Consider the following 20,918-nt stretch of genomic DNA (forward strand, 5'->3'; position numbering starts at 1 on the left):
GAGTGCGGTTGTCATGGCATCCGGCTTTGGGGGAGGTCAGTGTCGATATCGGGGGTAAGGCCCCTCACTCTAACCCTCTCCCCAAAGGGACGAGGGGATGGCATCGAGTTCGGGTTGGGTTCTGCTGTCGATCGTTAGCATAGTCCCCTCGCCCAAGAGGGACGAGGGAACAGTCGTGTTTCAGCGGCCGTCAGCCACTCACGATCGCGCGGCTTACGCGTCCGTCACGCTGGAAAATGATCTGCCAGGTGCGGACGCGCTGGGTGGCGGTTTCGGCGAAGGTATTTGCATCGGTGATGGTGACATTGTTGAGAGCCAGGATCACATCGTTGACGCGGAGGCCCATGGCGTCTGCTGGCGAGTTGGGCTCGATGGCAGTGATCAGCACGCCGGTTGCGTCGTAGGGCAGGTTCTGCGCCTCGGCCAGGGCAGGATCGAGCTGGCGGATGGTGACTCCCGAAAAACGGGAACCGGACGACACGGTGGCAATGGCATCGCCGGCAGGAGCAGGTGCAGCTTCCACGAGAAAGTCGATGGTATCGGTAGATGTGCCGCGCAGCCGCTCGAGCGTGGTGGTCTGACCGATCGGCTTGGTGGCAAGGCGGAAGTTGAAGGCGCTCGGATCATCGACGCGCTGACCGTCGACCGACAGGATAACGTCCCCTGACTGCAAACCGGCGCGCGCGGCGGGACCATCGGGGGCGACCTCGGTGATAAGGGCGCCATGAGGTGCGTCCATGCCAAGACTGGCGGCTATGCCCGAATCGACAGCCTGCATCTTGGCGCCGAACCAGGGCCGGACGATCTGGCCGCCCGTGACACCGGCATCGGCAACGAGCTTGGCCATGTTGGCGGGAATGGCGAAACCGATGCCGACGGACCCTCCGCTCTGGGAATAGATGGCGGTATTTATGCCAACCAGGCGCCCCTGCATGTCGACCAGGGCGCCGCCGGAATTGCCGGGATTGATGGCTGCGTCGGTCTGAATGAAGAACTCGTAGTCGGAGCTTTCAACGCCGGTGCGCGCTAATGCGGAAACGATGCCGCTCGTGACGGTCTGCCCGACACCGAAGGGATTGCCGATGGCCAAGACCAGGTCGCCAACCAGGAGATCGTCGCTGTTGGCAAAACTGATGGCCGGGAAGGACACGCCGCGCGTATCGCGCACGCGCAGGACAGCAAGGTCGGTTTGCTGATCTTCGACTACGGTATCGACGGCGAATTCACGTCCGTCGCTCAGCGCGATGCGTACGTCTGTCGCGCCATTGATGACGTGCGAATTGGTCAGGATGACGCCCGAACCATCAACGACGACCCCTGAGCCAAGGGAGCGGGATTCGCGCGGGCGCGACTGGAAATACTGATCGCCGAAAAAGCGGGAAAAGAAGGGATCGCTGGCAAAGGGCGATGCCGACTGCGCCTCGATACGGGTTGCATAGACATTGACCACCGAAGGCGAGACAGCCTGAACGATCGGCGCAAAACTCAACTGCACCTGCGCCTGGGTTTGGGGCACCGCGCGCGGCTCTGCGGAAGGTGACGTTTGGAGGGGTGTCTCAACCTGTTGAACCTGAGCGACGCCCGGAGCGTTCCAAGGAGAGAAAGCCAGTGTGCCGCCAATGGCGATGAGCCCAACGGCAAGACCCGAAAAGACGAGCGTTCGCAGAGACATGGGTAAACCTTCGATTACGGATTCACGGTCGATCGACCATCCGGACGCAGCCCGAGCAGAACGCCCGGATTCTGTCATGAAAATGACGCTCGAACATTGTTGTTTCCCAAGGCAAATAAACGTTTGCGCGAGGGGTCGCACGGCCCTATATGCAGCGCTCGATTTCGCGACGTTTACGAACTGGAAAGATCTCTGCGCCGCGAACCCCCTTCCCTCTCCAGCCCCGAAAGGCCTGTTGTCCAATGACTGACGAGCCGAAGACCGTTTACGCCAACACTTCCGCGTTGATCGCGGCCGAGGCGCCGGACTTTCCATCCTTTTTGTTTTCCGAAAGGGAGCTGCATCGGGCGGTAAAGGTGTTCCGGAAGGGTTTTGACGGGCTCCTGACCTATGCGGTCAAGTGCAACCCCTCGCCCCACATCATCGCGCAGCTGCACCGCGAGGGTCTCAAGGCGTTCGACGTTGCCTCGAACACCGAGATGGAACTGGTGCGCGACCATGCGCCCGGCGCCGTGATGCACTACAACAATCCGATCAAGAACAAGCGGGAAATCGAGCGCGCCTATGAAGAGTTCGGTGTTCGCTCGTTCACCATCGACCATCCCCAGCAGCTCGATCAGCTGGCCGCAGTGGTTTCGCCTTCCCGCGACGTGGAAGTGACGACGCGGTTCAAGGCGGGCAAGGCGCTGAAATCCTATGATTTCGGGATCAAGTTCGGCGTGATGGAACAGGGCGCGGCCGAAATCGTCAGCGCTGTCGAGAAGATGGGCTATACCCCAAGCCTTTGCTTCCATGTCGGCTCGCAGTGCGAAGATGCCTATGCCTATGAGCGGCACATCGCGGCAGCGGCGCGGATTGTCGAGGAAAGCGGGATCGAGCTCAAGCGCCTCAATATCGGAGGCGGCTATCCGGCCCCCTACCCGACCAGCGAAGCGCCGCCGATGGACTATTATTTCGAGACCATCAGCCAGGCCGTTTCCGACCACTTTGGTGACAAGAACAAGCCGGAGCTGATCATCGAGCCGGGTCGTGCGCTGGTGACCTCGTCGACTTCGCTGCTGCTGCGCGTCAAGCATCAGCGCGGGGGACAGTCGGTCTATGTGAACGATGGCGCCTATGGCTCGCTGATGGAAGTCAAGTTCATGCATTTCACGCCGCCGGTTCGCGTCTGGCGCGGGCCGCGCATCCACGACAACGATGCCGAGTTCAGCGAATTCACCATCTGGGGCCCGACCTGCGACAGCTACGACGTCTTGCCGCAAGTGTTCACCCTGCCGGCCGATATCGATGAGGACGACTGGATCGAATTCGGCCTGATGGGCGCTTATACGCAGGCCTCGTTGACCCCGTTCAACGGCTTTGACCGTCGGGACCAGTTCTGGGTGGAAGACGTTTATACCGGCAAGGATATGGCACCGGCGGAATAAGGTTCTTGGCATTTTTGGAGCCCGCTCTGGTTAGTTTCGGAGCGGGCTTTTTCGTAGGTGGGGAGTGGCAGAACCCCCTCCTAGCCTCCCCCTCTAGAAGGGGGAGGGACAGAGCGGTTCTTGCCTTGATATTCGCGAGCAACCGGCAGATCCCTCCCCCTTATAGAGGGGGAAGCTAAGGTGGGGTATGCGAGCTACGAACCGAAGATCCACCCCTCCCCGCAAAGGGAGGGTTTGATATCGCGTTTGTCGGCGAACTTTTGACAAGCGTAGCGTGTGGGATCGACGTATTTCGCTAAGGGTGAGTCATTCCAACGGCTTGGCACTCGTACTTCACACCCTGAATCGGAGGTCAGCATGACAGAAGTCCCGGCACTGGTGGGGTTCGGCCGACGGATCATGATCGTCGGGCCGACCAATTCGGGAAAATCGACACTGGCCGTTGCGATTGGTCAGAGACTTGATCTGCCGGTGGTGCATGTTGACCTGCTGCATCATATTCCCCATACGGATTGGGTCGCTCGGACGAAAGAACAGTTCCACGCGCTTCATGCTGCAGCCATCGCGGCACCAGAGTGGGTGATGGATGGCAATTATTCTGATGTTCTGCCCGCTCGTATAGCTCGCGCTACGGGGATCATCGCTCTGGATGACCGCCTGGCCCGGCGTTACTGGCGTTATTTCACCAGAACGATCGGGCGCAATCGCGCAGGTGCCCTCGAGGGAAATCGCGATTCCATCAAGTGGACGATGATCCACTGGCTGTGGCATACGCGCCGGTCTGGCGACAAACTGCGTGAAAGAGCAAGCGCATCTGGTTTGCCGTTCGTCTGCGTCAGAGGTCAGCGCGAGCTCGACCAACTCTATCGCGCCTGGGGCCTCACCTTGCCTTTTTCAGCTTGATCAGATCGAAACGGATCAGGCTTTCGGCGGCGCTGAGGATGGCTTGCTCCGGGGTATGTAGGGGGCGGCCGAGCAGGCGTTCGCCTTTCGTGGCGTCGTAGTGTTTTTCGTTGCCGATATCGTTGATGATCTGGCTGACCGGGCCGCCAAGGCGCGCGAGGACGCGCATGATCCAGTCGGGCACGGTCTTCACCGTAATCGGATGATCGGGATAGGCCTTGCGCAGGATCGTCGCGACATCCTCAAAGCTTTGGTAAGGACCCGTGCAGAGGTAGCGGTGACCGGCGCTTTCCGGATTGCGCAAGGCAGCGACATGCATGGCGGCCACATCGCGCACGTCTGATATCGCAAAGCCAATGCGCGGCATGGCCGGGGTGGAACCATCGAGTAGGCCCCCGACCATTTGCAGCGAGATGCTGGTTTGCGGATCGGTGGCAGGGCCGAGAATAGCGCCGGGATGAATGGTGGTCAGGGCCATGTTGTTGCCGCTGGCAAAGGCCCAGGCCGCCTGCTCGGCGCGCGTCTTGCCGGTGCAATAGGCCCAGGGCCGACGCATCTGGCTCAGATTGGTGAAATCGAGTTCGCTATAGGTGCGCTTGCCCTTTTCGTGGCCATGGCCATAGCCGACCGTGGCGATCGAAGAGGTCATGATGACGCGCGTTACGCCAGCGGCATGAGCCGAGCGCAGCACGCGTTCGGTGCCCTCGACGGCGGGGCGAATGACGACTGCGGGATCTTTTGGTTCTTCGCCCACGATGACGGTGGCGACATGCATGACGGCGGCAACGTCTTCCATGGCCTCTAGCCAACCCGCGTCGTCGAGAAGGTCGGCTCCGACGATTTCGAGGCGATCCTCGGCACCGGGCGCCAATTCATCCATGGCGGCGAGGATGTTGTGCAGCTTGGCGCGATCTCGCACGGTGCCGCGTACTTTGTAGCCAAGGCTCAGGAGCTGGCCGATGACGTGCTTGGCCACGAAGCCGGATGCGCCGGTGACGAGAATTCGGTCCATGATGTGCCCCCACATTCCCAGCCTTCACCTACACGCTGGCGGATGCAACCGGAAGGTGGAAATGATGGGTAGATGTGATCGGACCGACAGGCCCCTCACCCTGACCCTCTCCCCAGAGGGGCGAGGGGACGATGGGCGAACGATCGGTGCTAGAACGAAAACAGGCCTTTCGTTTCCTGCGTCCCCTCGCCCCTTTGGGGAGCGGGTCAGGGTGAGGGGTCGCTTCCATCTGACAAACACGCGCAAAGAAAAAGGGCAGCCACTGGGGCTGCCCATTCGGATTGGCTGAAGCTTCGCTTACGCGGCTTCGGCTTCGTTCTCATCGTACTGGACCGGACCGGAGTCCTGGCCCTTGGCATCGACGTCGCGGTCGACGAACTCAATCACGGCCATCGGGGCGTTGTCGCCGTAGCGGAAGCCGGCCTTGAGGATGCGGATGTAACCGCCCTGGCGTTCGGCGTAGCGGGGCCCGAGAACGGCAAAGAGCTTTGCCACCTGGGCTTCGTCGCGGATCTGAGCGATGGCCTGGCGGCGAGCATGCAGGTCGCCGCGCTTGCCGAGGGTGATCAGTTTTTCGACGATCGGACGCAGGTCCTTGGCCTTGGGAAGCGTGGTAACGATCTGCTCGTGCTTGATCAGGGCAGCGGACATGTTGGCGAACATGGCCTTGCGGTGGGAAGCGGTACGGCTGAGTTTGCGGCCGCGATTACCGTGTCGCATGGGTATCTCCTAAAAGTCTTGGCGGCGCCGGATCAATAATGATCTTCGTAGCGCTTGGCGAGGTCATCGATGTTCTCGGGCGGCCAGTTGGCCACGTCCATCCCGAGATGAAGCCCCATCTGTGCCAGGACTTCCTTGATTTCATTGAGCGACTTGCGGCCGAAGTTCGGCGTCCGCAGCATCTCGGCTTCCGTCTTCTGGATGAGGTCGCCGATATAGACGATGTTGTCGTTCTTGAGGCAGTTGGCCGAACGGACCGACAGCTCGAGCTCGTCGACCTTCTTGAGCAGCGCCGGGTTGAAGGCGAGTTCCGGGACAGCGTCCTGGGCCTTTTCCTTGGTGGGCTCTTCGAAATTGACGAAAACCGACAGCTGATCCTGAAGGATACGCGCGGCATAAGCCACGGCATCTTCAGGCGAAATGCCGCCATTGGTTTCGACCGACAGCGTCAGCTTGTCCTTGTCGAGGCTTTCACCGGCACGGGTCGCATCAACCTTGTAGCTGACGCGGCGCACAGGCGAGAACAGAGCGTCGACCGGAATATAGCCAATTGGCGCATCTTCCGGACGGTTCTTGTCGGCCGGGACATAGCCCTTGCCGGTATTGACTGTGAACTCGATGTTGATCTCGGCACCATCGTCGAGATGGCAGATCACGAGTTCGGGGTTCAGCACTTCGATATCGCCGGAGACCTTGATGTCACCAGCGGTCACGGAGCCCGGACCCTGCTTGGAGAGAGTGAGGCGCTTGGGGCCCTCGCCACCCATCTTGATGGCGATTTCCTTGACGTTGAGCACCAGGTCGGTGATGTCTTCACGCACGCCCGGCAGGGACGAGAATTCGTGCAGAATGCCATCGATCTGGATAGCGGTCACTGCGGCGCCCTGAAGCGACGACAGCAAGACGCGACGCAGGGCATTGCCCAGGGTAAGGCCATAGCCACGCTCAAGCGGTTCGGCAACAACCGAAGCCTGACGCGAGTCGGCGCCATCCGAAACAATCTCCAGCTTGGTCGGCTTGATCAGTTCCTGCCAGTTCCTCTGGATCGTCACGGTTTTTGTCCTTTCAAATTCGCGGCCCCGAGGACCGCACCGCCGCAAACACAATAGAACCCCTGGCCGCGCGGCCAGGAGTTTACCAAGTGGTCTAGTCTTTAGACGCGGCGCCGCTTGCGCGGACGGCAACCGTTGTGCGGGATCGAGGTCACGTCGCGGATCGAGGTGACGTTGAAGCCGGCAGCCTGGAGAGCGCGCAGCGCAGATTCACGGCCTGAACCGGGACCACGCACTTCGACCTCGAGGGTCTTCATGCCGTGTTCCTGAGCCTTCTTAGCAGCGTCTTCCGCAGCAACCTGAGCGGCATAAGGGGTCGACTTGCGCGAACCCTTGAAACCCATCACGCCCGAAGAGGACCACGAAATCGTGTTGCCCTGCATGTCGGCGATGGTGATCATGGTGTTGTTGAAGGAGGCGTTCACGTGTGCGACGCCCGATGTGATGTTCTTGCGCTCCTTGCGGCGGATGCGCGTGGTATCAGTCTTAGCCATTCAGGTCCTCTGAGGGTATCGGCGCTGCCGTAGCTCCAGCAGCTCCACCACGGAAGAAGCGGATCAGGTTCTGGCCCCTGCCCTTTCGGGGCTCGGCCAAACCAGGATCCGCCGCTTCCAATTCATTTTGCCAGCCTGCAGAACGCAGGCGTGGAATTACTTCTTCTTGCCAGCGATCGGCTTAGCCGGGCCCTTGCGGGTGCGGGCATTGGTGTGGGTCCGCTGACCGCGGACCGGCAGGCCACGACGGTGGCGCAGGCCACGGTAGTTACCAAGATCCATCAGGCGCTTGATGTTCATGGCAACGCTACGGCGAAGATCGCCTTCCACGACGTAGTCGCGGTCGATCGCTTCACGGATCTGGATCACTTCGGCGTCGGTCAGTTCATTGACACGGCGCTCGGCCGGAATACCGACCTGAGTAGTGATATCTTTGGCGAACTTCTCGCCGATCCCGTGAATGTACTGCAGCGCGATCACCACGCGCTTGTTCGTCGGGATATTGACGCCAGCAATACGAGCCACGTCTGCTCTCCTTCATTCAACACGCGCCATCACGGCGGGTGTCTTTCAAACAACAAGGGACCGGATTTCAGCCCCCAACCAATGTGGAGAACCGAACCCAGCCCAATAATCCATGAGACTGGTGCGGTTCTTTAAGGATTCGAAAAGGCGAAGTCAACACTCGCCTCCCCGAAAATCATTTACCCAGTGCAGACCGGATCGCGGTCGTTACCGATTCAACCGGCTCCATGCCGTCGACTGTCTTCACCAGACCCTGCTGGCTGTAATAGTCGACCAGCGGCGCCGTGCTTGTCTGATAGACATCGAGGCGCTTGCGGATCACTTCCGGATTGTCGTCCGGACGGTTGCTGTCCTTGGACCGCTGGATCACGCGGCGCACCAGTTCGTCGGCATCGGCAGTCAGTTCGATGACGGCATCGAGCTTGAGGCCCTTGTCTGCCAGCATGCCATCGAGCGCCTGAGCCTGGGCAATGGTGCGCGGAAACCCATCGAGGATGAAACCGGGCTTACAATCTTCGGCATCGATTCGCTCGGAAACAATGCCGTTCACGATGGAATCGGACACGAGATCTCCCCGGTCCATTATGGCCTTGGCCTCAATGCCAAGGGGTGTCTGGGCGGCAATGGCTGCCCGCAGGATGTCGCCAGTGGACAATTGCGGTATGCCGAAGGCTTCAACCAAAATCTTTGCCTGCGTGCCCTTACCCGCCCCTGGCGGTCCCAACAGGATCAACCTCATCGACGCTTGCCTCCTCCCAGGCGAGATTTCTTCAGTAGCCCCTCATATTGCTGGGCCACCAGGTGGCTCTGGATCTGACTGACCGTATCGAGAGTAACGGTCACCATGATCAAAAGAGACGTACCACCAATGAACTGGCTGACAGCAAGCTGAGAGAACATCACTTCCGGAATCAGTGCCACGACCGTGAGGTAGAGTGCACCGACAGCGGTGATGCGCGTCAACACATAGTCGATGTGCTGCGCAGTCCGTTCACCCGGGCGAATGCCCGGAATGAAGCCGCCTGAGCGCTTCAGATTGTCGGCAGTCTCGGTCGGATTGAAGACGATCGCCGTATAGAAGAAGGCGAAGAAGATGATGAAGAAGGCAAAGAGCGCCAGGTAAAGCGGCTGCCCGCGGCCCAGAAGCGCCGTTACCGTGGTAAGCCAGCCGGGTGCATCGCCCTGGGCTGCAAAGGACGCGATGGTCGCCGGCAGCAGGAGAAGCGAGGAGCCGAAAATCACCGGAATAACGCCTGATGTATTGAGCTTAAGCGGCAGATGCGAAGTGTCGCCCTGGAACATCTTATTGCCCACCTGACGCTTCGGATACTGAATCAGCAGCCGGCGCTGGGCGCGCTCGAAGAAGACGATCGCGGCAATCACGATGAGAGCCAGGAAGATCATGCCAATCGCGGCAAAGCCAGGGATTGCGCCGGTGCGGCTCAGTTCCAGGGTCTGGGCGATGGTTGCCGGCAGGTTCGCTACGATGCCGGCGAAGATGATCAGCGAAATACCATTGCCGACGCCACGCGAGGTGATCTGTTCACCCAGCCACATCAGGAACATGGTGCCGCCGACCAGCGTGATCACGGTCGAAAGACGGAAGAACCAGCCCGGATTAAGCACGACGCCCTGGCTGCCCTCAAGACCAACAGCAATGCCATAGGCCTGAACGGCGCAGAACACGACCGCCAGATAGCGCGTGTACTGGTTCATCTTGCGGCGCCCTGCCTCACCCTCTTTCTTGAGGGCTTCAAGCTTGGGCGACGCAGTTGCGACAACCTGCACGACGATCGAGGCCGTGATGTAGGGAATGAGATTGAGAGCAAAGATCGCCATGCGTTCCACGGCGCCACCGGAGAACATGTTGAACATGCCGATGATGCCTTGCTGGCTCTGCTCGAAAGTGGCCCGGAACGCATCGGGATCGATGCCCGGTACCGGGATGAAGGTGCCCAAACGATAAACAAGCAGCGCGCCTAGCGTGAACCAGATGCGCTGCTGCAGGGCTTTCGCCTTGGAAAAGGTCGAAAAAGATAGATTGCGAGCAAGTTGCTCGGCTGCGGACGCCATATGTCGCTCCCCAGGGCTTTTTTAGGCCAGGCGCGCTCGGAGCGCGCAGGGAGCATATAGGAGTGCAGCCCTGGCGCAACAAACCAAAAAAGCACACCCGACCAAAGGCCGGGTGCGCCATGCCAAATTATTTGGCAGCGTAAGGAGTTTTCTTCCAGGTTTCCTTGGCAGGGATCAGATCGACCTTGCCACCGGCAGCCTCGATGGCAGCCGCTGCACCCTTGGTTGCGTAATCAACCTTGAAGGTCACCTTGCTGGCGGTGAAGCCTTCCGCGCCGATCAGACGGACGCCGTCCTTGGCGCGGCGGATCACGCCGGCAGCAACCAGAGCCGCTGCATCGATGACGCCCTTGGCGTCCAGCTTGCCCGAGTCGATATAGGCCTGGATGCGGTCGATGCGGACCTGGTTCCAATCCTTGGGGTTCCAAGCATTGAAGCCACGCTTTGGCATACGCATGTGAAGGGGCATCTGGCCGCCTTCGAAGCCGTTGATCGCAACACCGGCACGGGCCGTCTGGCCCTTGCCACCACGGCCACCGGTCTTGCCGACGCCCGAGCCGATACCACGGCCGATGCGGACGCGAACCTTGTTGGCGCCGGGATTATCGCGAAGATCGTTCAAACGAGTCATTTGTCGAGCCTTCCCTCTTATTCGCTGATGACGCGAACGAGATGCGGGACCTTGTTGATCATGCCGCGAACTTCTGGCGTATCAACGAGCTCGCGCTCTTTGTTCATCTTGTTCAGCCCGAGACCGATCAGGGTCGCGCGCTGGCTCTTTTCGCGGCGGATCGGGGAACCGACCTGCTTGACGGTGATGGTTTTCTTGTCAGCCATTGTGCTTCTCCGTTCCTACGGATCAGGCTTCGACAGCAGCTTCGCCGCGGCGAGCCTGCAGTTCGGAAACCTTGAGACCGCGGCGGGAAGCCACGGCGCGCGGGCTGTCGACACGCTTGAGCGCATCGAAAGTCGCACGGATCATGTTGTAGGGGTTCGAGGTGCCGGTCGACTTGGCAACGATGTCGTTGATGCCAAGGGTTTCGAAAACGGCGCGCATCGGACCACCGGCGATGATACCGGTACCCGGCACGGCTGCACGCAGGATCACCTTGCCAGCGCCATGGCGGCCGGTGATATCGTGGTGAAGCGTGCGTGCGTCGCGCAGCGGCACACGGATCATCTGGCGCTTGGCCTGCTCGGTTGCCTTGCGGATGGCCTCGGGAACTTCACGGGCCTTGCCGTGACCGAAACCGACGCGACCCTTTTGGTCACCGACAACGACGAGAGCTGCGAAGCCGAAGCGCTTGCCGCCCTTCACAACCTTGGCCACACGATTGATGTGGACCAGGCGATCGACGAACTCGCTTTCGCGTTCCTGAACGTCTCTGCTCATAATTTTTCTTCCTCGCCGTTGTTAGAACTGCAGACCGCCCTCACGGGCAGCATCTGCAAGGGCCTTAACACGGCCGTGATAGATATAGGCGCCACGGTCGAACACGACCTCGCCCACGCCAGCCTTGACACCGCGCTCTGCGATCAGCTTGCCGACAACGGCTGCTGCCTCGGCAGTGCCGCCGCTCTTGAGCGAGCCGCGCACATCCTTCTCGAGAGTGGAGGCTGCAGCCAGCGTCCGACCGTTCGCGTCGTCGATGATCTGGGCGTAGATGTTCTTGTCCGAGCGGAAAACGCTGAGACGGGGGCGACCAAAGGCACGAGCCTTGAGCGCCTTGCGGACACGAGCCTTGCGGCGGTCCGCACCTTTTGCAGAAATTGCCATAGGTGGCGCTCCTTACTTCTTCTTGCCTTCTTTGCGGAAGATCTGCTCGCCGGCGTAACGCACGCCCTTGCCCTTGTAGGGCTCGGGGGGACGCCAGCCGCGGATCTCTGCCGCAACCTGACCGACCTGCTGCTTGTCGATGCCGGTGATGACGATCTCAGTCGGAGCCGGAACCGCCAGGGTGATGCCCTGGGGCGCGTTGTAGATCACTTCGTGGCTGAAACCGAGCGAGAGCTTGACGTCCTTGCCCTGCATGGCGGCGCGATAACCAACGCCCTGGATTGCCAGCTTCTTTTCGAAACCAGCGCTCACCCCGGTGACCATGTTCTGGATCAGCGCGCGGGTGGTGCCCCAGGCGGCGCGAGCCTCACGAGTATCGTTTGCCGGAACAACGACGAGACCGTCGGTGCCCTGCTCCACATTGACGACATCCATGAGCTGCAGGCTCAGTTCGCCCTTCGGGCCCTTGGCGGAGACGGTGCGACCATTGATCGTAACCGTAACGCCATTAACCGGGGCCACCGGTTTCTTGCCAGTACGTGACATTCTATATCCTTGAGTAATCGTCTTGCCGCGCAGCCGATGCGCGTGAAGGTGCCCGAAAACAGAGCCGATCAGCGTTTCCGAGAAACGTTGATCGCGCTCCTATCAGTTTTCTCAGCACATTCAACCGGAAAAGTGGATACCACTCATCCCTGAAGTGCTTCACTGAGCTTCGGGCCCACACGCATCAGAAGACGCGGCAGAGTACCTCGCCACCAACATTGGCAGCCTTGGCTTCGTGGTCGGCCATCACACCCTTGGGGGTGGAGAGGATCGACACGCCGAGGCCATTCGCCACCTGTGGAATATTCTTGACCGACGCATAAACGCGGCGGCCGGGGCGGGAAACGCGCTCGATGGTGCGGATCACGCCTTCATTGTCCGAATACTTGAGTTCAATTTCGTATTCGGCAGCACCGTTCTCGAACTTGGTCTCCGAGTAGCCGCGGATGAAACCCTCGGACTGAAGAACGTCGAGCACGCGACCGCGAAGGGTCGAGGCTGGGGTCGAAACGGTATTCCGGCGACGCTCCTGAGCGTTGCGGATGCGGGTCAGCATATCGCCGATGGGATCGGAAAAGCTCATTTTATGTCCTTCCTTACCAGCTCGACTTCACCAGACCCGGGATCTGACCCAGGTTGCCCAGCTGACGCAGGGCGATACGGCTCATCTTGAGCTTGCGATAGTAACCACGCGGGCGACCGGACACTTCGCAACGGTTGCGAATGCGAACCTTTGCGGAGTTGCGCGGCAGCTCGGCCAGCTTGAGGCTGGCCTTGAAGCGTTCTTCGATCGACGCGCTCTGATCCTTGACGGTTGCCTTGAGAGCGGCACGCTTTGCGGCATACTGCTTCGCCAGGGCGGCGCGCTTGTTGTTCTTCTCGATGGAACTGGTCTTTGCCATGTTCTGGTCCTCTTTCCCTGTCCTGCCTGCTTACTGGCGGAACGGGAAGTTGAAAGCGCGCAGCAGAGCGCGGGCTTCATCGTCCGTCTTGGCCGTCGTGGCAATCACGATATCCATACCCCAGACCTGATCGATCTGATCGTAGTTGATCTCGGGGAAAATGATGTGTTCCTTGATGCCCATGGCATAGTTGCCACGGCCATCGAAGGCGTTCGGATTGAGGCCACGGAAGTCGCGGACGCGCGGCAGGGCGATAGTCACCAGGCGGTCCAGGAATTCGTACATGCGGGTCTTGCGCAGCGTCACCTTCACACCGAGCGGCATGTCTTCGCGGACCTTGAAGCCTGCGATGGACTTGCGAGCATGGGTGATGACCGGCTTCTGGCCAGCAATCTTTTCGAGCTCGGCAGCGGCCGACTTGACCTTCTTGGAGTCGTTGACGGCTTCGCCAACGCCCATGTTCAGAACGATCTTGTCGATCTTGGGCAGCTGCATGACGTTGGTGTAGTTGAACTGCTTGGTCAGTTCAGCCTTGATCGTCTCGTCATAGACAGTGCGCAGACGCGGAACGTAAGCGGTCTCAGCCATCGATCTGGCCTCCCGTCGTCTTGGCGACGCGAGTCTTCACGCCGTCCTTAATCTGGAAACCGACGCGGGTGGGCTTGCCGTTGGCATCGGCGACGGCCAGGTTCGACAGGTGGATCGGCGCTTCCTTGGTGAAGATGCCGGAATCCTGCGAGGCAGTCTGCTTCTGGTGCTTGCGCACAAGGTTGATACCCTGGACGAGCGCCTTGGTTTCGGATGGGATGACAGAGAGGACCTGACCGGTCTTGCCCTTGTCCTTACCAGCCAGGACGACGACCTTGTCGCCCTTCTTGATCTTGGAGGCCATTATAGCACCTCTGGGGCGAGCGAGATGATCTTCATGTGGTTGCGAGCGCGAAGTTCACGCGGAACCGGTCCGAAGATACGGGTGCCGACGGGTTCTTTCTGATTGTTGATCAGAACCGCGGCGTTCTTGTCAAAACGGATGACGGTGCCATCGGGGCGGCGGATGTCGGTTGCGGTGCGAACCACAACAGCCTTCATCACCTGGCCCTTCTTAACGCGGCCACGCGGAATAGCGTCCTTGACCGAAACGACAATGATGTCGCCGACCGAGGCGTATTTGCGATGTGAGCCGCCCAGCACCTTGATGCACATAACTCGCTTGGCGCCGGAATTATCCGCGACGTCGAGATTGGACTGCATCTGGATCATAACTGGATGCCTTCTAGTTGAACCGGCTTCACCGTCATCCGGCTCGCCGACCTAATTCAAAAAATTCTCTTACGCAGACGGAACGAGCGTCCAACGCTTGTTCTTGCTGATCGGTGCGGTCTCTTCGATCCACACCACGTCACCGACTTTTGCCACATTAGCTTCATCGTGAGCGTGATACTTCTTGGACCGGCGCACCGTCTTCTTGAGAAGCGGGTGCGTGAAACGGCGCTCGACACGAACGACGATCGTCTTTTCGTTAGCGTCGGAGACTACAGTCCCCTGCAGAACGCGCTTTGGCATGGGATCGATTCCTTACTTAGCTGCGTTCTTTTGGCCGAGGATGGTCTTGATCCGCGCGATATCGCGACGGACTTCCTTGACCCGGGCCGGCTTTTCCAGCTGCTGGGTAGCACGCTGGAAACGCAGGTTGAACTGTTCTTTCTTGAGGTCGACGAGCTGATCTTTCAGTTCGTCTGCGGTTTTGCTCCGCACATCACTGGCTTTCATGCTCGTGTTCCTTAGTCGACAATGCGCGTAACGATGCGCGTGGTGATCGGCAACTTCATTGCTCCGAGGCGAAGCGCCTCCTTTGCAACGTCTTCGGGCACTCCGTCAATCTCAAAAACGATGCGCCCCGGCTTTACGCGCGCTGCCCAGTATTCCACGGAGCCCTTACCCTTACCCATACGGACTTCGGTCGGCTTCTTGGAGACCGGCACATCCGGGAAAATCCGGATCCAGACACGGCCCTGACGCTTCATCTCACGAGTGATCGCGCGACGGGCCGCTTCGATCTGGCGGGCGGTAACGCGCTCTGGCTCGGTGGCCTTGAGTGCGTAGGAGCCGAATGCCAGATCCGTGCCACCCTTGGCCAGGCCATGGATGCGGCCCTTATGGGCCTTGCGGAACTTAGTACGTTTCGGTTGCAGCATAGTGGTTCAACCTTCTTATGCGCGTTCGCGGTCGCGATCGCCACGCTCACGGCGCGGTTCGCGTTCGCTACGCTGGCCACCTTCACCACCTTCGGTGGCGCGGCGCTCGTGAGCGGAAGGATCGTGCTCAAGGACTTCGCCTTTGAAGACCCAAACCTTGATACCGATGATCCCGTAGGTGGTTTCAGCTTCTGCCGTACCGTAGTCGATATCGGCGCGCAGGGTGTGCAGCGGCACACGGCCTTCGCGGTACCATTCGGTACGAGCGATATCGGCGCCGCCAAGACGGCCACCAACGTTGACACGGATACCACCGGCACCCATGCGGATTGCGGTCTGCACGGCGCGCTTCATGGCACGACGGAAGGCCACGCGGCGCTCCAGCTGCTGGGCAATGCCCTGGGCAACGAGGGTCGCATCGGTCTCGGGCTTGCGCACTTCAACGATGTTGATGTGCACTTCCGAGTCGGTGAACTTCTTGACCTTGGCGCGGATCTTGTCGATGTCCGCGCCCTTCTTGCCGATCACGATGCCCGGACGGGCGGTGTGGATCGACACGCGGCACTTGCGGTGCGGACGCTCGATGACGATCTTGGAGACCGCAGCGGCCTTGAGATCCTTCATCAGCATGGTGCGGATCTTGAGGTCTTCCTGAAGCAGCGTGCCGTATTCGCCCTTGTTGGCGAACCAGCGGCTGTCCCAGGTGCGGTTGATGCCCAGGCGGAAGCCGATGGGATTGATCTTCTGGCCCATTATGCGGCCTCCTCAACTTGCCGGACGACGATCGTCAGATGCGAGAAGGGCTTCTCGATCCGGGACGAACGGCCGCGGCCACGAGCGGTGAAGCGCTTCATGACAAGCGAATTGCCAACATAGGCTTCGGCAACGACGAGAGCGTCGGTATCGAGGCCATGGTTGTTCTCGGCATTGGCGATGGCGCTCTCGAGCACCTTCTTGACCTGGCCGGAGATGCGCTTGTGGCTGAATTCGAGATCGGCCAGGGCACGCTCGACTTTCTTGCCACGGATCAACTGCGCGACGAGGTTCAGCTTCTGAGGGCTGATGCGCAGCATGCGCAGAACAGCCTTGGCCTCGTTATCCTTGAGAGCGCGCTCAGTCTTTGGCTTGCTCATCTTACTTCCTCTTGGCCTTCTTGTCGGCCGCGTGACCGTAATAGGTACGGGTCGGGGCAAACTCGCCAAACTTGTGGCCGATCATGTCTTCGGTGACGTTCACCGGAACATGCTTCTGACCGTTGTGCACGCCGAACGTGATGCCGACAAACTGCGGCAGAATGGTCGAGCGGCGCGACCAGATCTTGACCACATCGTTGCGGCCAGAGGTCTGGGCCTTCTCGGCCTTCTTGAGCAGATAGCCGTCGACGAACGGCCCCTTCCAAACTGAACGGGTCATGACTTACCTGCCCTTCTTCACGTGACGGCTGCGAACGATGAACTTGTCCGTTGCCTTGTTAGAACGTGTGCGCTTGCCCTTGGTCGGCTTGCCCCACGGAGAAACCGGGTGACGGCCACCAGAGGTACGGCCTTCACCACCACCATGCGGGTGGTCGACCGGGTTCATGGTCACGCCGCGGTTGACCGGCTTGCGGCCGAGCCAACGGTTGCGACCAGCCTTGCCGAGCGAAGTGTTGGCGTGGTCCTGGTTGGACACCGCACCAACGGTGGCGAGGCACGAACCATGGACGCGGCGCTGCTCGCCCGAATTGAGGCGAAGGATCGCCCAACCCTGGTCACGGCCGACATACTGAGCATAGGCACCGGCAGAACGAGCGATCTGGCCACCTTTGCGGGGCTTGAGTTCGACGTTGTGCACGATGGTGCCGACCGGCATGCGCTCGAGCGGCATGGCATTGCCCGGCTTCACGTCCGCGCCGTTCATCGAAGAGATGACCTTGTCGCCGGCAGCCAGACGCTGGGGAGCCACGATATAGGCGAGTTCGCCATCTTCGTACTTCACCAGAGCGATCCAGGCGGTGCGGTTCGGATCGTATTCGAGACGTTCGATCGTCCCGACTGCGTCGAACTTCACGCGCTTGAAGTCGATCATGCGGTAGCTGCGCTTGTGACCGCCACCACGATGGAACGCGGTGATGCGACCGGTATTGTTGCGGCCACCCTTCTTGCTCAGGCCTTCGGTCAAAGCCTTGACCGGAGCGCCCTTCCAGAGTTCCGAACGGTCGGTCGTGATCAGGGTACGACGGCCTTCGGAGGTGGGATTATAAGTCTTTAGAGCCATTTTGCTGTCTCTTGTCCCTTAGAGGCCGGTCGAAATATCGATCGACTGGCCGTCGACGAGGGTCACGATGGCCTTCTTGACGTCGTTGCGGACACCAATCTTGCCGCGGAAGCGCTTCACCTTGCCCTTGCGGACCAGGGTGTTCACTGCCTTGACCTTGACCGAGAAGAGCTGCTCGACAGCGGCCTTGATCTCGGTCTTGCTGGCATCGATCGCCACGTCGAAGACGACCTGGTTGTATTCCGAAGCCATCGTCGACTTTTCGGTCACGACGGGGTTACGGACGATATCGTAAGCGGCAAGCTTGTTCATGCGAACCTCGCTTCGAGCGCTTCGAGCGCTGCCTTGGTCAGGACGAGCTTGTCGCGCTTCAGGATCGAAACAACGTTGATCCCCTGGATCGGCAGCACGTCGATGTTCGGGATGTTGCGAGCGGCCAGAGCAAAGTTCTGGTCAACTGCTGCACCATCGATGATCAGTGCGCTTGCCCATTCGAGCTTGCCGAAAGTGGTGCGCAGTGCAGCCGTCTTGGCTTCCTGCTGTGCGACGCTGTCGACGACGATCAGCGAACCATTCTTGGCCTTGGACGAGAGAGCATGCTTGAGCGCCAGGACGCGAACCTTCTTGGGAAGGTCGATGGCATGGCTGCGCGGGGTCGGACCGAATGCACGGCCACCACCACGGAACTGGGGAGCCTTGCGATCGCCGTGACGAGCGCCGCCCGAGCCCTTCTGCTTCACGAACTTCTTGCCCGTGCGCGCGCCTTCCGACCGGTTCTTCACGTCATGCGTGCCGGCCATGGCCTTGAGCTGCTGGTAGCGAACCATGCGGTGGAGGATATCGGGACGAACTTCGAGACCGAAGACGTCGTCCTTGAGATCGACCGTACCGGCGGACTTACCGTCGAGTGTGGTTACCTTGAGTTCCATTTACTTCGCTTCTCCCGCAGCAGCGGCCTCGAACGAGCCGGGCAGGACAACGTTGGCGGGAGCCGGCTTCTTGACGGCGTCCTTGACCATGATCCAGGCGCCCTTGGCACCCGGGACCGAGCCCTGGATGAGGATCAGACCACGCTCAACATCGGTCTTGACGACCTTGACGTTCTGCGTGGTGATGCGGCGGTCACCCATGTGGCCCGGCATCTTCTTGTTCTTGAAGGTCTTGCCCGGGTCCTGACGGCCACCGGTCGAACCGATGGAACGGTGGGAAACGGACACACCGTGGGAAGCACGCAGACCACCGAAGTTCCAGCGCTTCATACCACCGGCAAAACCCTTACCGATCGACGTACCCGTGACGTCGACAAGCTGGCCCTCGGCGAAGTGATCCGCCTTCAGGGTGGCACCAACCTCGATGAGGTTTTCAGCGTCGACGCGGAATTCGGCGACATGACGCTTCGGCTCGACCTTAGCGACGGCGTACTGGCCGCGCTCAGCTTTCGAGACATTCTTGGCCTTGGCCTGGCCTGCGCCGAGCTGGAGTGCAACATAGCCGTCCTTTTCGACGGTACGCTGTCCAACCACCTGGCAGTTCTGCAGAGCCAGCACCGTGACCGGAACGTGCGAGCCGTCCTCGGCGAAGATGCGGGTCATCCCCAGCTTCTGTGCGATCAATCCAGAACGCATCGGTTTTACCTTCTTGTTGGCGCTCTGCCGGGTCATGGTTTCAGAGGACCCCTTTAGCGGCAGGCGCGGAATATCTTTGTAGTCGGTAGTCTGGTCCTGGGCAGCGCGGTTATTCCGACCGGCGTTGCACCATCTGGACCGGGCTTAGAGCTTGATTTCGACGTCGACGCCGGCGGCGAGATCGAGCTTCATGAGGGCATCGACCGTCTGGGGAGTCGGGTCCACAATGTCAAGCAGACGCTTGTGGGTCCGGATCTCGAACTGCTCACGCGCCTTCTTGTCGATGTGCGGCGAGCGGTTGACGGTGAACTTGTCGATGCGGGTCGGCAGCGGAATCGGACCGCGAACCTGGGCACCCGTGCGCTTGGCGGTGTTGACGATCTCGCGGGTCGACGTATCGAGCACGCGATGGTCAAACGCCTTGAGGCGGATGCGGATATTCTGACCGTTCATCTTCTCAAATCCTGACGAAAAAGGATCGCGGCGCGCTTCATCGCGCGCCGCGACTAACTTAGCAAGGCTTACTTCAGGATCGTGGCGACGACGCCAGAACCAACGGTACGGCCACCTTCACGGATAGCGAAGCGGAGCTTCTCTTCCATGGCGATCGGCACGATCAGCTGAACGTTGATGTTCAGGTTGTCGCCCGGCATCACCATTTCGGTGCCTTCGGGAAGGGTCACGATACCGGTCACGTCCGTGGTACGGAAGTAGAACTGCGGACGGTAGTTGCCGAAGAACGGAGTGTGACGGCCACCTTCTTCCTTGGTGAGGATGTAAACCTCAGCCGTGAAGTCGGTGTGCGGGGTCACGGAACCGGGCTTGCAGAGAACCTGGCCGCGCTCCACCTGGGTGCGGTCGATACCGCGGATCAGTGCGCCGATGTTGTCGCCAGCTTCACCCGAATCGAGCAGCTTGCGGAACATTTCGACACCGGTCACGGTGGTCTTCTGGGTTGCCTTGATGCCGACGATCTCGACTTCTTCGCCAACCTTGACGATGCCGCGTTCGACACGGCCGGTCACGACGGTACCACGACCCGAGATCGAGAACACGTCTTCGATCGGCATCAGGAAGGGCTGGTCGATCGGGCGTTCCGGCTGCGGGATGTACTCGTCAACGGTGCGCATCAGTTCGAGCACGGCGTCGTGGCCGAGCTTCGGGTCGCCGTTTTCCAGAGCAACCAGGGCCGAACCCTTGGTGATCGGGATATCGTCGCCGGGGAACTCGTACGAGGACAGCAGTTCGCGCACTTCGAGCTCAACGAGTTCGAGCAGTTCCGGATCGTCGACCATGTCGCACTTGTTCAGGAACACGACCAGAGCCGGAACACCGACCTGACGGGCGAGCAGGATGTGCTCGCGGGTCTGCGGCATCGGGCCGTCAGCAGCCGACACGACGAGGATCGCGCCGTCCATCTGGGCAGCACCGGTGATCATGTTCTTCACATAGTCAGCGTGGCCGGGGCAGTCGACGTGAGCGTAGTGACGGTTCTGCGTCTCGTACTCGACGTGGGCGGTGTTGATGGTGATGCCGCGGGCCTTTTCTTCGGGGGCCGCGTCGATCTGGTCGTACGCCTTGAAGGTCGCGCCGCCGGTTTCAGCCAGCACCTTCGTGATGGCCGCGGTCAGCGAGGTCTTGCCATGGTCAACGTGACCGATGGTGCCGATGTTGCAGTGCGGCTTGGAGCGGGAAAACTTTTCCTTCGCCATCGCTTTTCTCCAAATTCGTCAGCGCAA

General features: G+C 60.3%; 32 protein-coding genes. 2 read left to right on the forward strand and 30 right to left on the reverse strand.

The features are described 5' to 3' along the window. Positions 1-190: 190 nt before the first annotated feature. Positions 191-1,672, reverse strand: coding sequence for a Do family serine endopeptidase (locus BM364_RS08920; RefSeq protein WP_092423434.1), 1,482 nt, complete (start codon positions 1,670-1,672; stop codon positions 191-193). A 242-nt stretch (positions 1,673-1,914) separates the two neighbouring features. On the opposite strand from BM364_RS08920, the gene BM364_RS08925 reads away from it, so the two are divergent. Continuing rightward, positions 1,915-3,099, forward strand: a complete 1,185-nt coding sequence (locus tag BM364_RS08925) for a type III PLP-dependent enzyme domain-containing protein (protein ID WP_175528528.1) — start codon at positions 1,915-1,917, stop codon at positions 3,097-3,099. Positions 3,100-3,456: 357 nt separating this feature from the next. Beyond that, on the forward strand, positions 3,457-4,002 hold the full coding sequence (locus BM364_RS08930; RefSeq protein WP_092423440.1) for a P-loop NTPase family protein: 546 nt from the start codon (positions 3,457-3,459) through the stop codon (positions 4,000-4,002). Here BM364_RS08930 and BM364_RS08935 read toward each other — a convergent pair. From BM364_RS08935 to tuf, 29 genes are all read right to left on the reverse strand, one after another. Next, entirely contained in the window at positions 3,980-5,014 is a 1,035-nt protein-coding gene (locus BM364_RS08935) for an NAD-dependent epimerase/dehydratase family protein (RefSeq protein WP_175528529.1), read from the reverse strand. The two genes, BM364_RS08930 and BM364_RS08935, sit on opposite strands and share 23 nt — an antisense overlap. Positions 5,015-5,311: 297 nt before the next feature. Continuing rightward, entirely contained in the window at positions 5,312-5,734 is a 423-nt protein-coding gene (gene rplQ / locus BM364_RS08940) for a 50S ribosomal protein L17 (RefSeq protein WP_092423444.1), read from the reverse strand. 32 nt (positions 5,735-5,766) lie between these two features. Further along, positions 5,767-6,786 (reverse strand): DNA-directed RNA polymerase subunit alpha, encoded by a 1,020-nt coding sequence (locus BM364_RS08945; protein WP_092423447.1) that lies wholly within the window; start codon positions 6,784-6,786, stop codon positions 5,767-5,769. Positions 6,787-6,887: 101 nt separating this feature from the next. Beyond that, positions 6,888-7,280: a 30S ribosomal protein S11 gene (gene rpsK / locus BM364_RS08950; protein ID WP_035080867.1), complete on the reverse strand. Its 393-nt coding sequence runs from the start codon at positions 7,278-7,280 to the stop codon at positions 6,888-6,890. Between the two features lie 156 nt (positions 7,281-7,436). Beyond that, positions 7,437-7,805, reverse strand: a complete 369-nt coding sequence (rpsM, locus tag BM364_RS08955; RefSeq protein WP_092423449.1) for a 30S ribosomal protein S13 — start codon at positions 7,803-7,805, stop codon at positions 7,437-7,439. 175 nt (positions 7,806-7,980) lie between these two features. Beyond that, positions 7,981-8,544 (reverse strand): adenylate kinase, encoded by a 564-nt coding sequence (locus tag BM364_RS08960; RefSeq protein WP_092423451.1) that lies wholly within the window; start codon positions 8,542-8,544, stop codon positions 7,981-7,983. Then, a complete protein-coding gene (secY, locus tag BM364_RS08965) occupies positions 8,541-9,878 on the reverse strand; it encodes a preprotein translocase subunit SecY (RefSeq protein WP_092423453.1) in 1,338 nt (445 codons plus the stop codon). The genes BM364_RS08960 and secY overlap by 4 nt, the downstream gene beginning before the upstream one ends. A 127-nt stretch (positions 9,879-10,005) precedes the next feature. After that, a complete protein-coding gene (gene rplO, locus BM364_RS08970) occupies positions 10,006-10,509 on the reverse strand; it encodes a 50S ribosomal protein L15 (RefSeq protein WP_092423455.1) in 504 nt (167 codons plus the stop codon). Positions 10,510-10,526: 17 nt separating this feature from the next. Beyond that, a complete protein-coding gene (gene rpmD, locus BM364_RS08975; RefSeq protein ID WP_092423457.1) occupies positions 10,527-10,715 on the reverse strand; it encodes a 50S ribosomal protein L30 in 189 nt (62 codons plus the stop codon). A 22-nt stretch (positions 10,716-10,737) separates the two neighbouring features. Then, the gene (gene rpsE, locus BM364_RS08980) at positions 10,738-11,271 is read right to left on the reverse strand and encodes a 30S ribosomal protein S5 (protein WP_092423459.1); all 534 of its coding nucleotides are present in this window, start codon (positions 11,269-11,271) and stop codon (positions 10,738-10,740) included. 21 nt (positions 11,272-11,292) lie between these two features. Continuing rightward, positions 11,293-11,655, reverse strand: a complete 363-nt coding sequence (rplR, locus tag BM364_RS08985; protein ID WP_092423461.1) for a 50S ribosomal protein L18 — start codon at positions 11,653-11,655, stop codon at positions 11,293-11,295. Between the two features lie 12 nt (positions 11,656-11,667). Then, complete coding sequence (rplF, locus tag BM364_RS08990; protein WP_092423463.1) at positions 11,668-12,201, reverse strand: 50S ribosomal protein L6; 534 nt, start codon at positions 12,199-12,201, stop codon at positions 11,668-11,670. Between the two features lie 184 nt (positions 12,202-12,385). Next, complete coding sequence (rpsH, locus tag BM364_RS08995; protein WP_061906827.1) at positions 12,386-12,784, reverse strand: 30S ribosomal protein S8; 399 nt, start codon at positions 12,782-12,784, stop codon at positions 12,386-12,388. A 13-nt stretch (positions 12,785-12,797) separates the two neighbouring features. Beyond that, positions 12,798-13,103 carry a 30S ribosomal protein S14 gene (gene rpsN / locus BM364_RS09000; RefSeq protein ID WP_092423465.1) on the reverse strand — a complete coding sequence of 102 codons (306 nt, stop codon included), beginning with the start codon at positions 13,101-13,103 and terminating at the stop codon, positions 12,798-12,800. Positions 13,104-13,133: 30 nt separating this feature from the next. Then, entirely contained in the window at positions 13,134-13,691 is a 558-nt protein-coding gene (gene rplE / locus BM364_RS09005; protein WP_092423467.1) for a 50S ribosomal protein L5, read from the reverse strand. Then, entirely contained in the window at positions 13,684-13,995 is a 312-nt protein-coding gene (gene rplX, locus BM364_RS09010) for a 50S ribosomal protein L24 (protein WP_092423469.1), read from the reverse strand. The genes rplE and rplX overlap by 8 nt, the downstream gene beginning before the upstream one ends. After that, positions 13,995-14,363: a 50S ribosomal protein L14 gene (gene rplN / locus BM364_RS09015; RefSeq protein WP_092423471.1), complete on the reverse strand. Its 369-nt coding sequence runs from the start codon at positions 14,361-14,363 to the stop codon at positions 13,995-13,997. The genes rplX and rplN overlap by 1 nt, the downstream gene beginning before the upstream one ends. Before the next feature lie 69 nt (positions 14,364-14,432). Beyond that, complete coding sequence (gene rpsQ, locus BM364_RS09020; protein ID WP_035080842.1) at positions 14,433-14,666, reverse strand: 30S ribosomal protein S17; 234 nt, start codon at positions 14,664-14,666, stop codon at positions 14,433-14,435. A 12-nt stretch (positions 14,667-14,678) separates the two neighbouring features. Then, positions 14,679-14,873, reverse strand: a complete 195-nt coding sequence (gene rpmC, locus BM364_RS09025; protein ID WP_035080840.1) for a 50S ribosomal protein L29 — start codon at positions 14,871-14,873, stop codon at positions 14,679-14,681. Positions 14,874-14,884: 11 nt separating this feature from the next. Further along, complete coding sequence (rplP, locus tag BM364_RS09030) at positions 14,885-15,298, reverse strand: 50S ribosomal protein L16 (protein WP_092423473.1); 414 nt, start codon at positions 15,296-15,298, stop codon at positions 14,885-14,887. A gap of 15 nt (positions 15,299-15,313) precedes the next feature. Next, on the reverse strand, positions 15,314-16,051 hold the full coding sequence (gene rpsC, locus BM364_RS09035; protein ID WP_092423475.1) for a 30S ribosomal protein S3: 738 nt from the start codon (positions 16,049-16,051) through the stop codon (positions 15,314-15,316). Then, on the reverse strand, positions 16,051-16,431 hold the full coding sequence (gene rplV / locus BM364_RS09040; RefSeq protein WP_067453330.1) for a 50S ribosomal protein L22: 381 nt from the start codon (positions 16,429-16,431) through the stop codon (positions 16,051-16,053). The genes rpsC and rplV overlap by 1 nt, the downstream gene beginning before the upstream one ends. A gap of 1 nt (position 16,432) precedes the next feature. After that, entirely contained in the window at positions 16,433-16,711 is a 279-nt protein-coding gene (gene rpsS / locus BM364_RS09045; RefSeq protein WP_046141107.1) for a 30S ribosomal protein S19, read from the reverse strand. Positions 16,712-16,714: 3 nt separating this feature from the next. After that, positions 16,715-17,554 carry a 50S ribosomal protein L2 gene (rplB, locus tag BM364_RS09050; protein ID WP_092423476.1) on the reverse strand — a complete coding sequence of 280 codons (840 nt, stop codon included), beginning with the start codon at positions 17,552-17,554 and terminating at the stop codon, positions 16,715-16,717. A gap of 18 nt (positions 17,555-17,572) precedes the next feature. Next, complete coding sequence (locus tag BM364_RS09055) at positions 17,573-17,866, reverse strand: 50S ribosomal protein L23 (RefSeq protein ID WP_046141109.1); 294 nt, start codon at positions 17,864-17,866, stop codon at positions 17,573-17,575. Continuing rightward, a complete protein-coding gene (gene rplD, locus BM364_RS09060; protein ID WP_092423478.1) occupies positions 17,863-18,483 on the reverse strand; it encodes a 50S ribosomal protein L4 in 621 nt (206 codons plus the stop codon). Before rplD ends, BM364_RS09055 begins: the two co-directional genes overlap by 4 nt. After that, positions 18,484-19,179, reverse strand: coding sequence for a 50S ribosomal protein L3 (rplC, locus tag BM364_RS09065; RefSeq protein ID WP_092424029.1), 696 nt, complete (start codon positions 19,177-19,179; stop codon positions 18,484-18,486). A 144-nt stretch (positions 19,180-19,323) separates the two neighbouring features. Continuing rightward, positions 19,324-19,632: a 30S ribosomal protein S10 gene (rpsJ, locus tag BM364_RS09070; protein WP_035080820.1), complete on the reverse strand. Its 309-nt coding sequence runs from the start codon at positions 19,630-19,632 to the stop codon at positions 19,324-19,326. A gap of 68 nt (positions 19,633-19,700) precedes the next feature. After that, entirely contained in the window at positions 19,701-20,891 is a 1,191-nt protein-coding gene (gene tuf, locus BM364_RS09075; RefSeq protein ID WP_092423480.1) for an elongation factor Tu, read from the reverse strand. Between the last annotated feature and the right edge of the window lie 27 nt (positions 20,892-20,918).

Origin of the sequence: Devosia crocina (genome assembly GCF_900116545.1) — a bacterium.
GTDB classification, from domain to species: Bacteria; Pseudomonadota; Alphaproteobacteria; order Rhizobiales; family Devosiaceae; genus Devosia; species Devosia crocina.

Bases quoted from the DNA above. Each gene is read 5' to 3' on its own strand.
- BM364_RS08920 (WP_092423434.1), bottom strand. From the start codon at position 1,672: ATGTCTCTGCGAACGCTCGTCTTTTCGGGTCTTGCCGTTGGGCTCATC.
- BM364_RS08925 (WP_175528528.1), top strand. From the start codon at position 1,915: ATGACTGACGAGCCGAAGACCGTTTACGCCAACACTTCCGCGTTGATC.
- BM364_RS08930 (WP_092423440.1), top strand. From the start codon at position 3,457: ATGACAGAAGTCCCGGCACTGGTGGGGTTCGGCCGACGGATCATGATC.
- BM364_RS08935 (WP_175528529.1), bottom strand. From the start codon at position 5,014: ATGGACCGAATTCTCGTCACCGGCGCATCCGGCTTCGTGGCCAAGCAC.
- rplQ (WP_092423444.1), bottom strand. From the start codon at position 5,734: ATGCGACACGGTAATCGCGGCCGCAAACTCAGCCGTACCGCTTCCCAC.
- rpsK (WP_035080867.1), bottom strand. From the start codon at position 7,280: ATGGCTAAGACTGATACCACGCGCATCCGCCGCAAGGAGCGCAAGAAC.
- BM364_RS08960 (WP_092423451.1), bottom strand. From the start codon at position 8,544: ATGAGGTTGATCCTGTTGGGACCGCCAGGGGCGGGTAAGGGCACGCAG.
- secY (WP_092423453.1), bottom strand. From the start codon at position 9,878: ATGGCGTCCGCAGCCGAGCAACTTGCTCGCAATCTATCTTTTTCGACC.
- rplO (WP_092423455.1), bottom strand. From the start codon at position 10,509: ATGACTCGTTTGAACGATCTTCGCGATAATCCCGGCGCCAACAAGGTT.
- rpmD (WP_092423457.1), bottom strand. From the start codon at position 10,715: ATGGCTGACAAGAAAACCATCACCGTCAAGCAGGTCGGTTCCCCGATC.
- rpsE (WP_092423459.1), bottom strand. From the start codon at position 11,271: ATGAGCAGAGACGTTCAGGAACGCGAAAGCGAGTTCGTCGATCGCCTG.
- rplR (WP_092423461.1), bottom strand. From the start codon at position 11,655: ATGGCAATTTCTGCAAAAGGTGCGGACCGCCGCAAGGCTCGTGTCCGC.
- rplF (WP_092423463.1), bottom strand. From the start codon at position 12,201: ATGTCACGTACTGGCAAGAAACCGGTGGCCCCGGTTAATGGCGTTACG.
- rpsH (WP_061906827.1), bottom strand. From the start codon at position 12,784: ATGAGCTTTTCCGATCCCATCGGCGATATGCTGACCCGCATCCGCAAC.
- rpsN (WP_092423465.1), bottom strand. From the start codon at position 13,103: ATGGCAAAGACCAGTTCCATCGAGAAGAACAACAAGCGCGCCGCCCTG.
- rplE (WP_092423467.1), bottom strand. From the start codon at position 13,691: ATGGCTGAGACCGCTTACGTTCCGCGTCTGCGCACTGTCTATGACGAG.
- rplX (WP_092423469.1), bottom strand. From the start codon at position 13,995: ATGGCCTCCAAGATCAAGAAGGGCGACAAGGTCGTCGTCCTGGCTGGT.
- rplN (WP_092423471.1), bottom strand. From the start codon at position 14,363: ATGATCCAGATGCAGTCCAATCTCGACGTCGCGGATAATTCCGGCGCC.
- rpsQ (WP_035080842.1), bottom strand. From the start codon at position 14,666: ATGCCAAAGCGCGTTCTGCAGGGGACTGTAGTCTCCGACGCTAACGAA.
- rpmC (WP_035080840.1), bottom strand. From the start codon at position 14,873: ATGAAAGCCAGTGATGTGCGGAGCAAAACCGCAGACGAACTGAAAGAT.
- rplP (WP_092423473.1), bottom strand. From the start codon at position 15,298: ATGCTGCAACCGAAACGTACTAAGTTCCGCAAGGCCCATAAGGGCCGC.
- rpsC (WP_092423475.1), bottom strand. From the start codon at position 16,051: ATGGGCCAGAAGATCAATCCCATCGGCTTCCGCCTGGGCATCAACCGC.
- rplV (WP_067453330.1), bottom strand. From the start codon at position 16,431: ATGAGCAAGCCAAAGACTGAGCGCGCTCTCAAGGATAACGAGGCCAAG.
- rpsS (WP_046141107.1), bottom strand. From the start codon at position 16,711: ATGACCCGTTCAGTTTGGAAGGGGCCGTTCGTCGACGGCTATCTGCTC.
- rplB (WP_092423476.1), bottom strand. From the start codon at position 17,554: ATGGCTCTAAAGACTTATAATCCCACCTCCGAAGGCCGTCGTACCCTG.
- BM364_RS09055 (WP_046141109.1), bottom strand. From the start codon at position 17,866: ATGAACAAGCTTGCCGCTTACGATATCGTCCGTAACCCCGTCGTGACC.
- rplD (WP_092423478.1), bottom strand. From the start codon at position 18,483: ATGGAACTCAAGGTAACCACACTCGACGGTAAGTCCGCCGGTACGGTC.
- rplC (WP_092424029.1), bottom strand. From the start codon at position 19,179: ATGCGTTCTGGATTGATCGCACAGAAGCTGGGGATGACCCGCATCTTC.
- rpsJ (WP_035080820.1), bottom strand. From the start codon at position 19,632: ATGAACGGTCAGAATATCCGCATCCGCCTCAAGGCGTTTGACCATCGC.
- tuf (WP_092423480.1), bottom strand. From the start codon at position 20,891: ATGGCGAAGGAAAAGTTTTCCCGCTCCAAGCCGCACTGCAACATCGGC.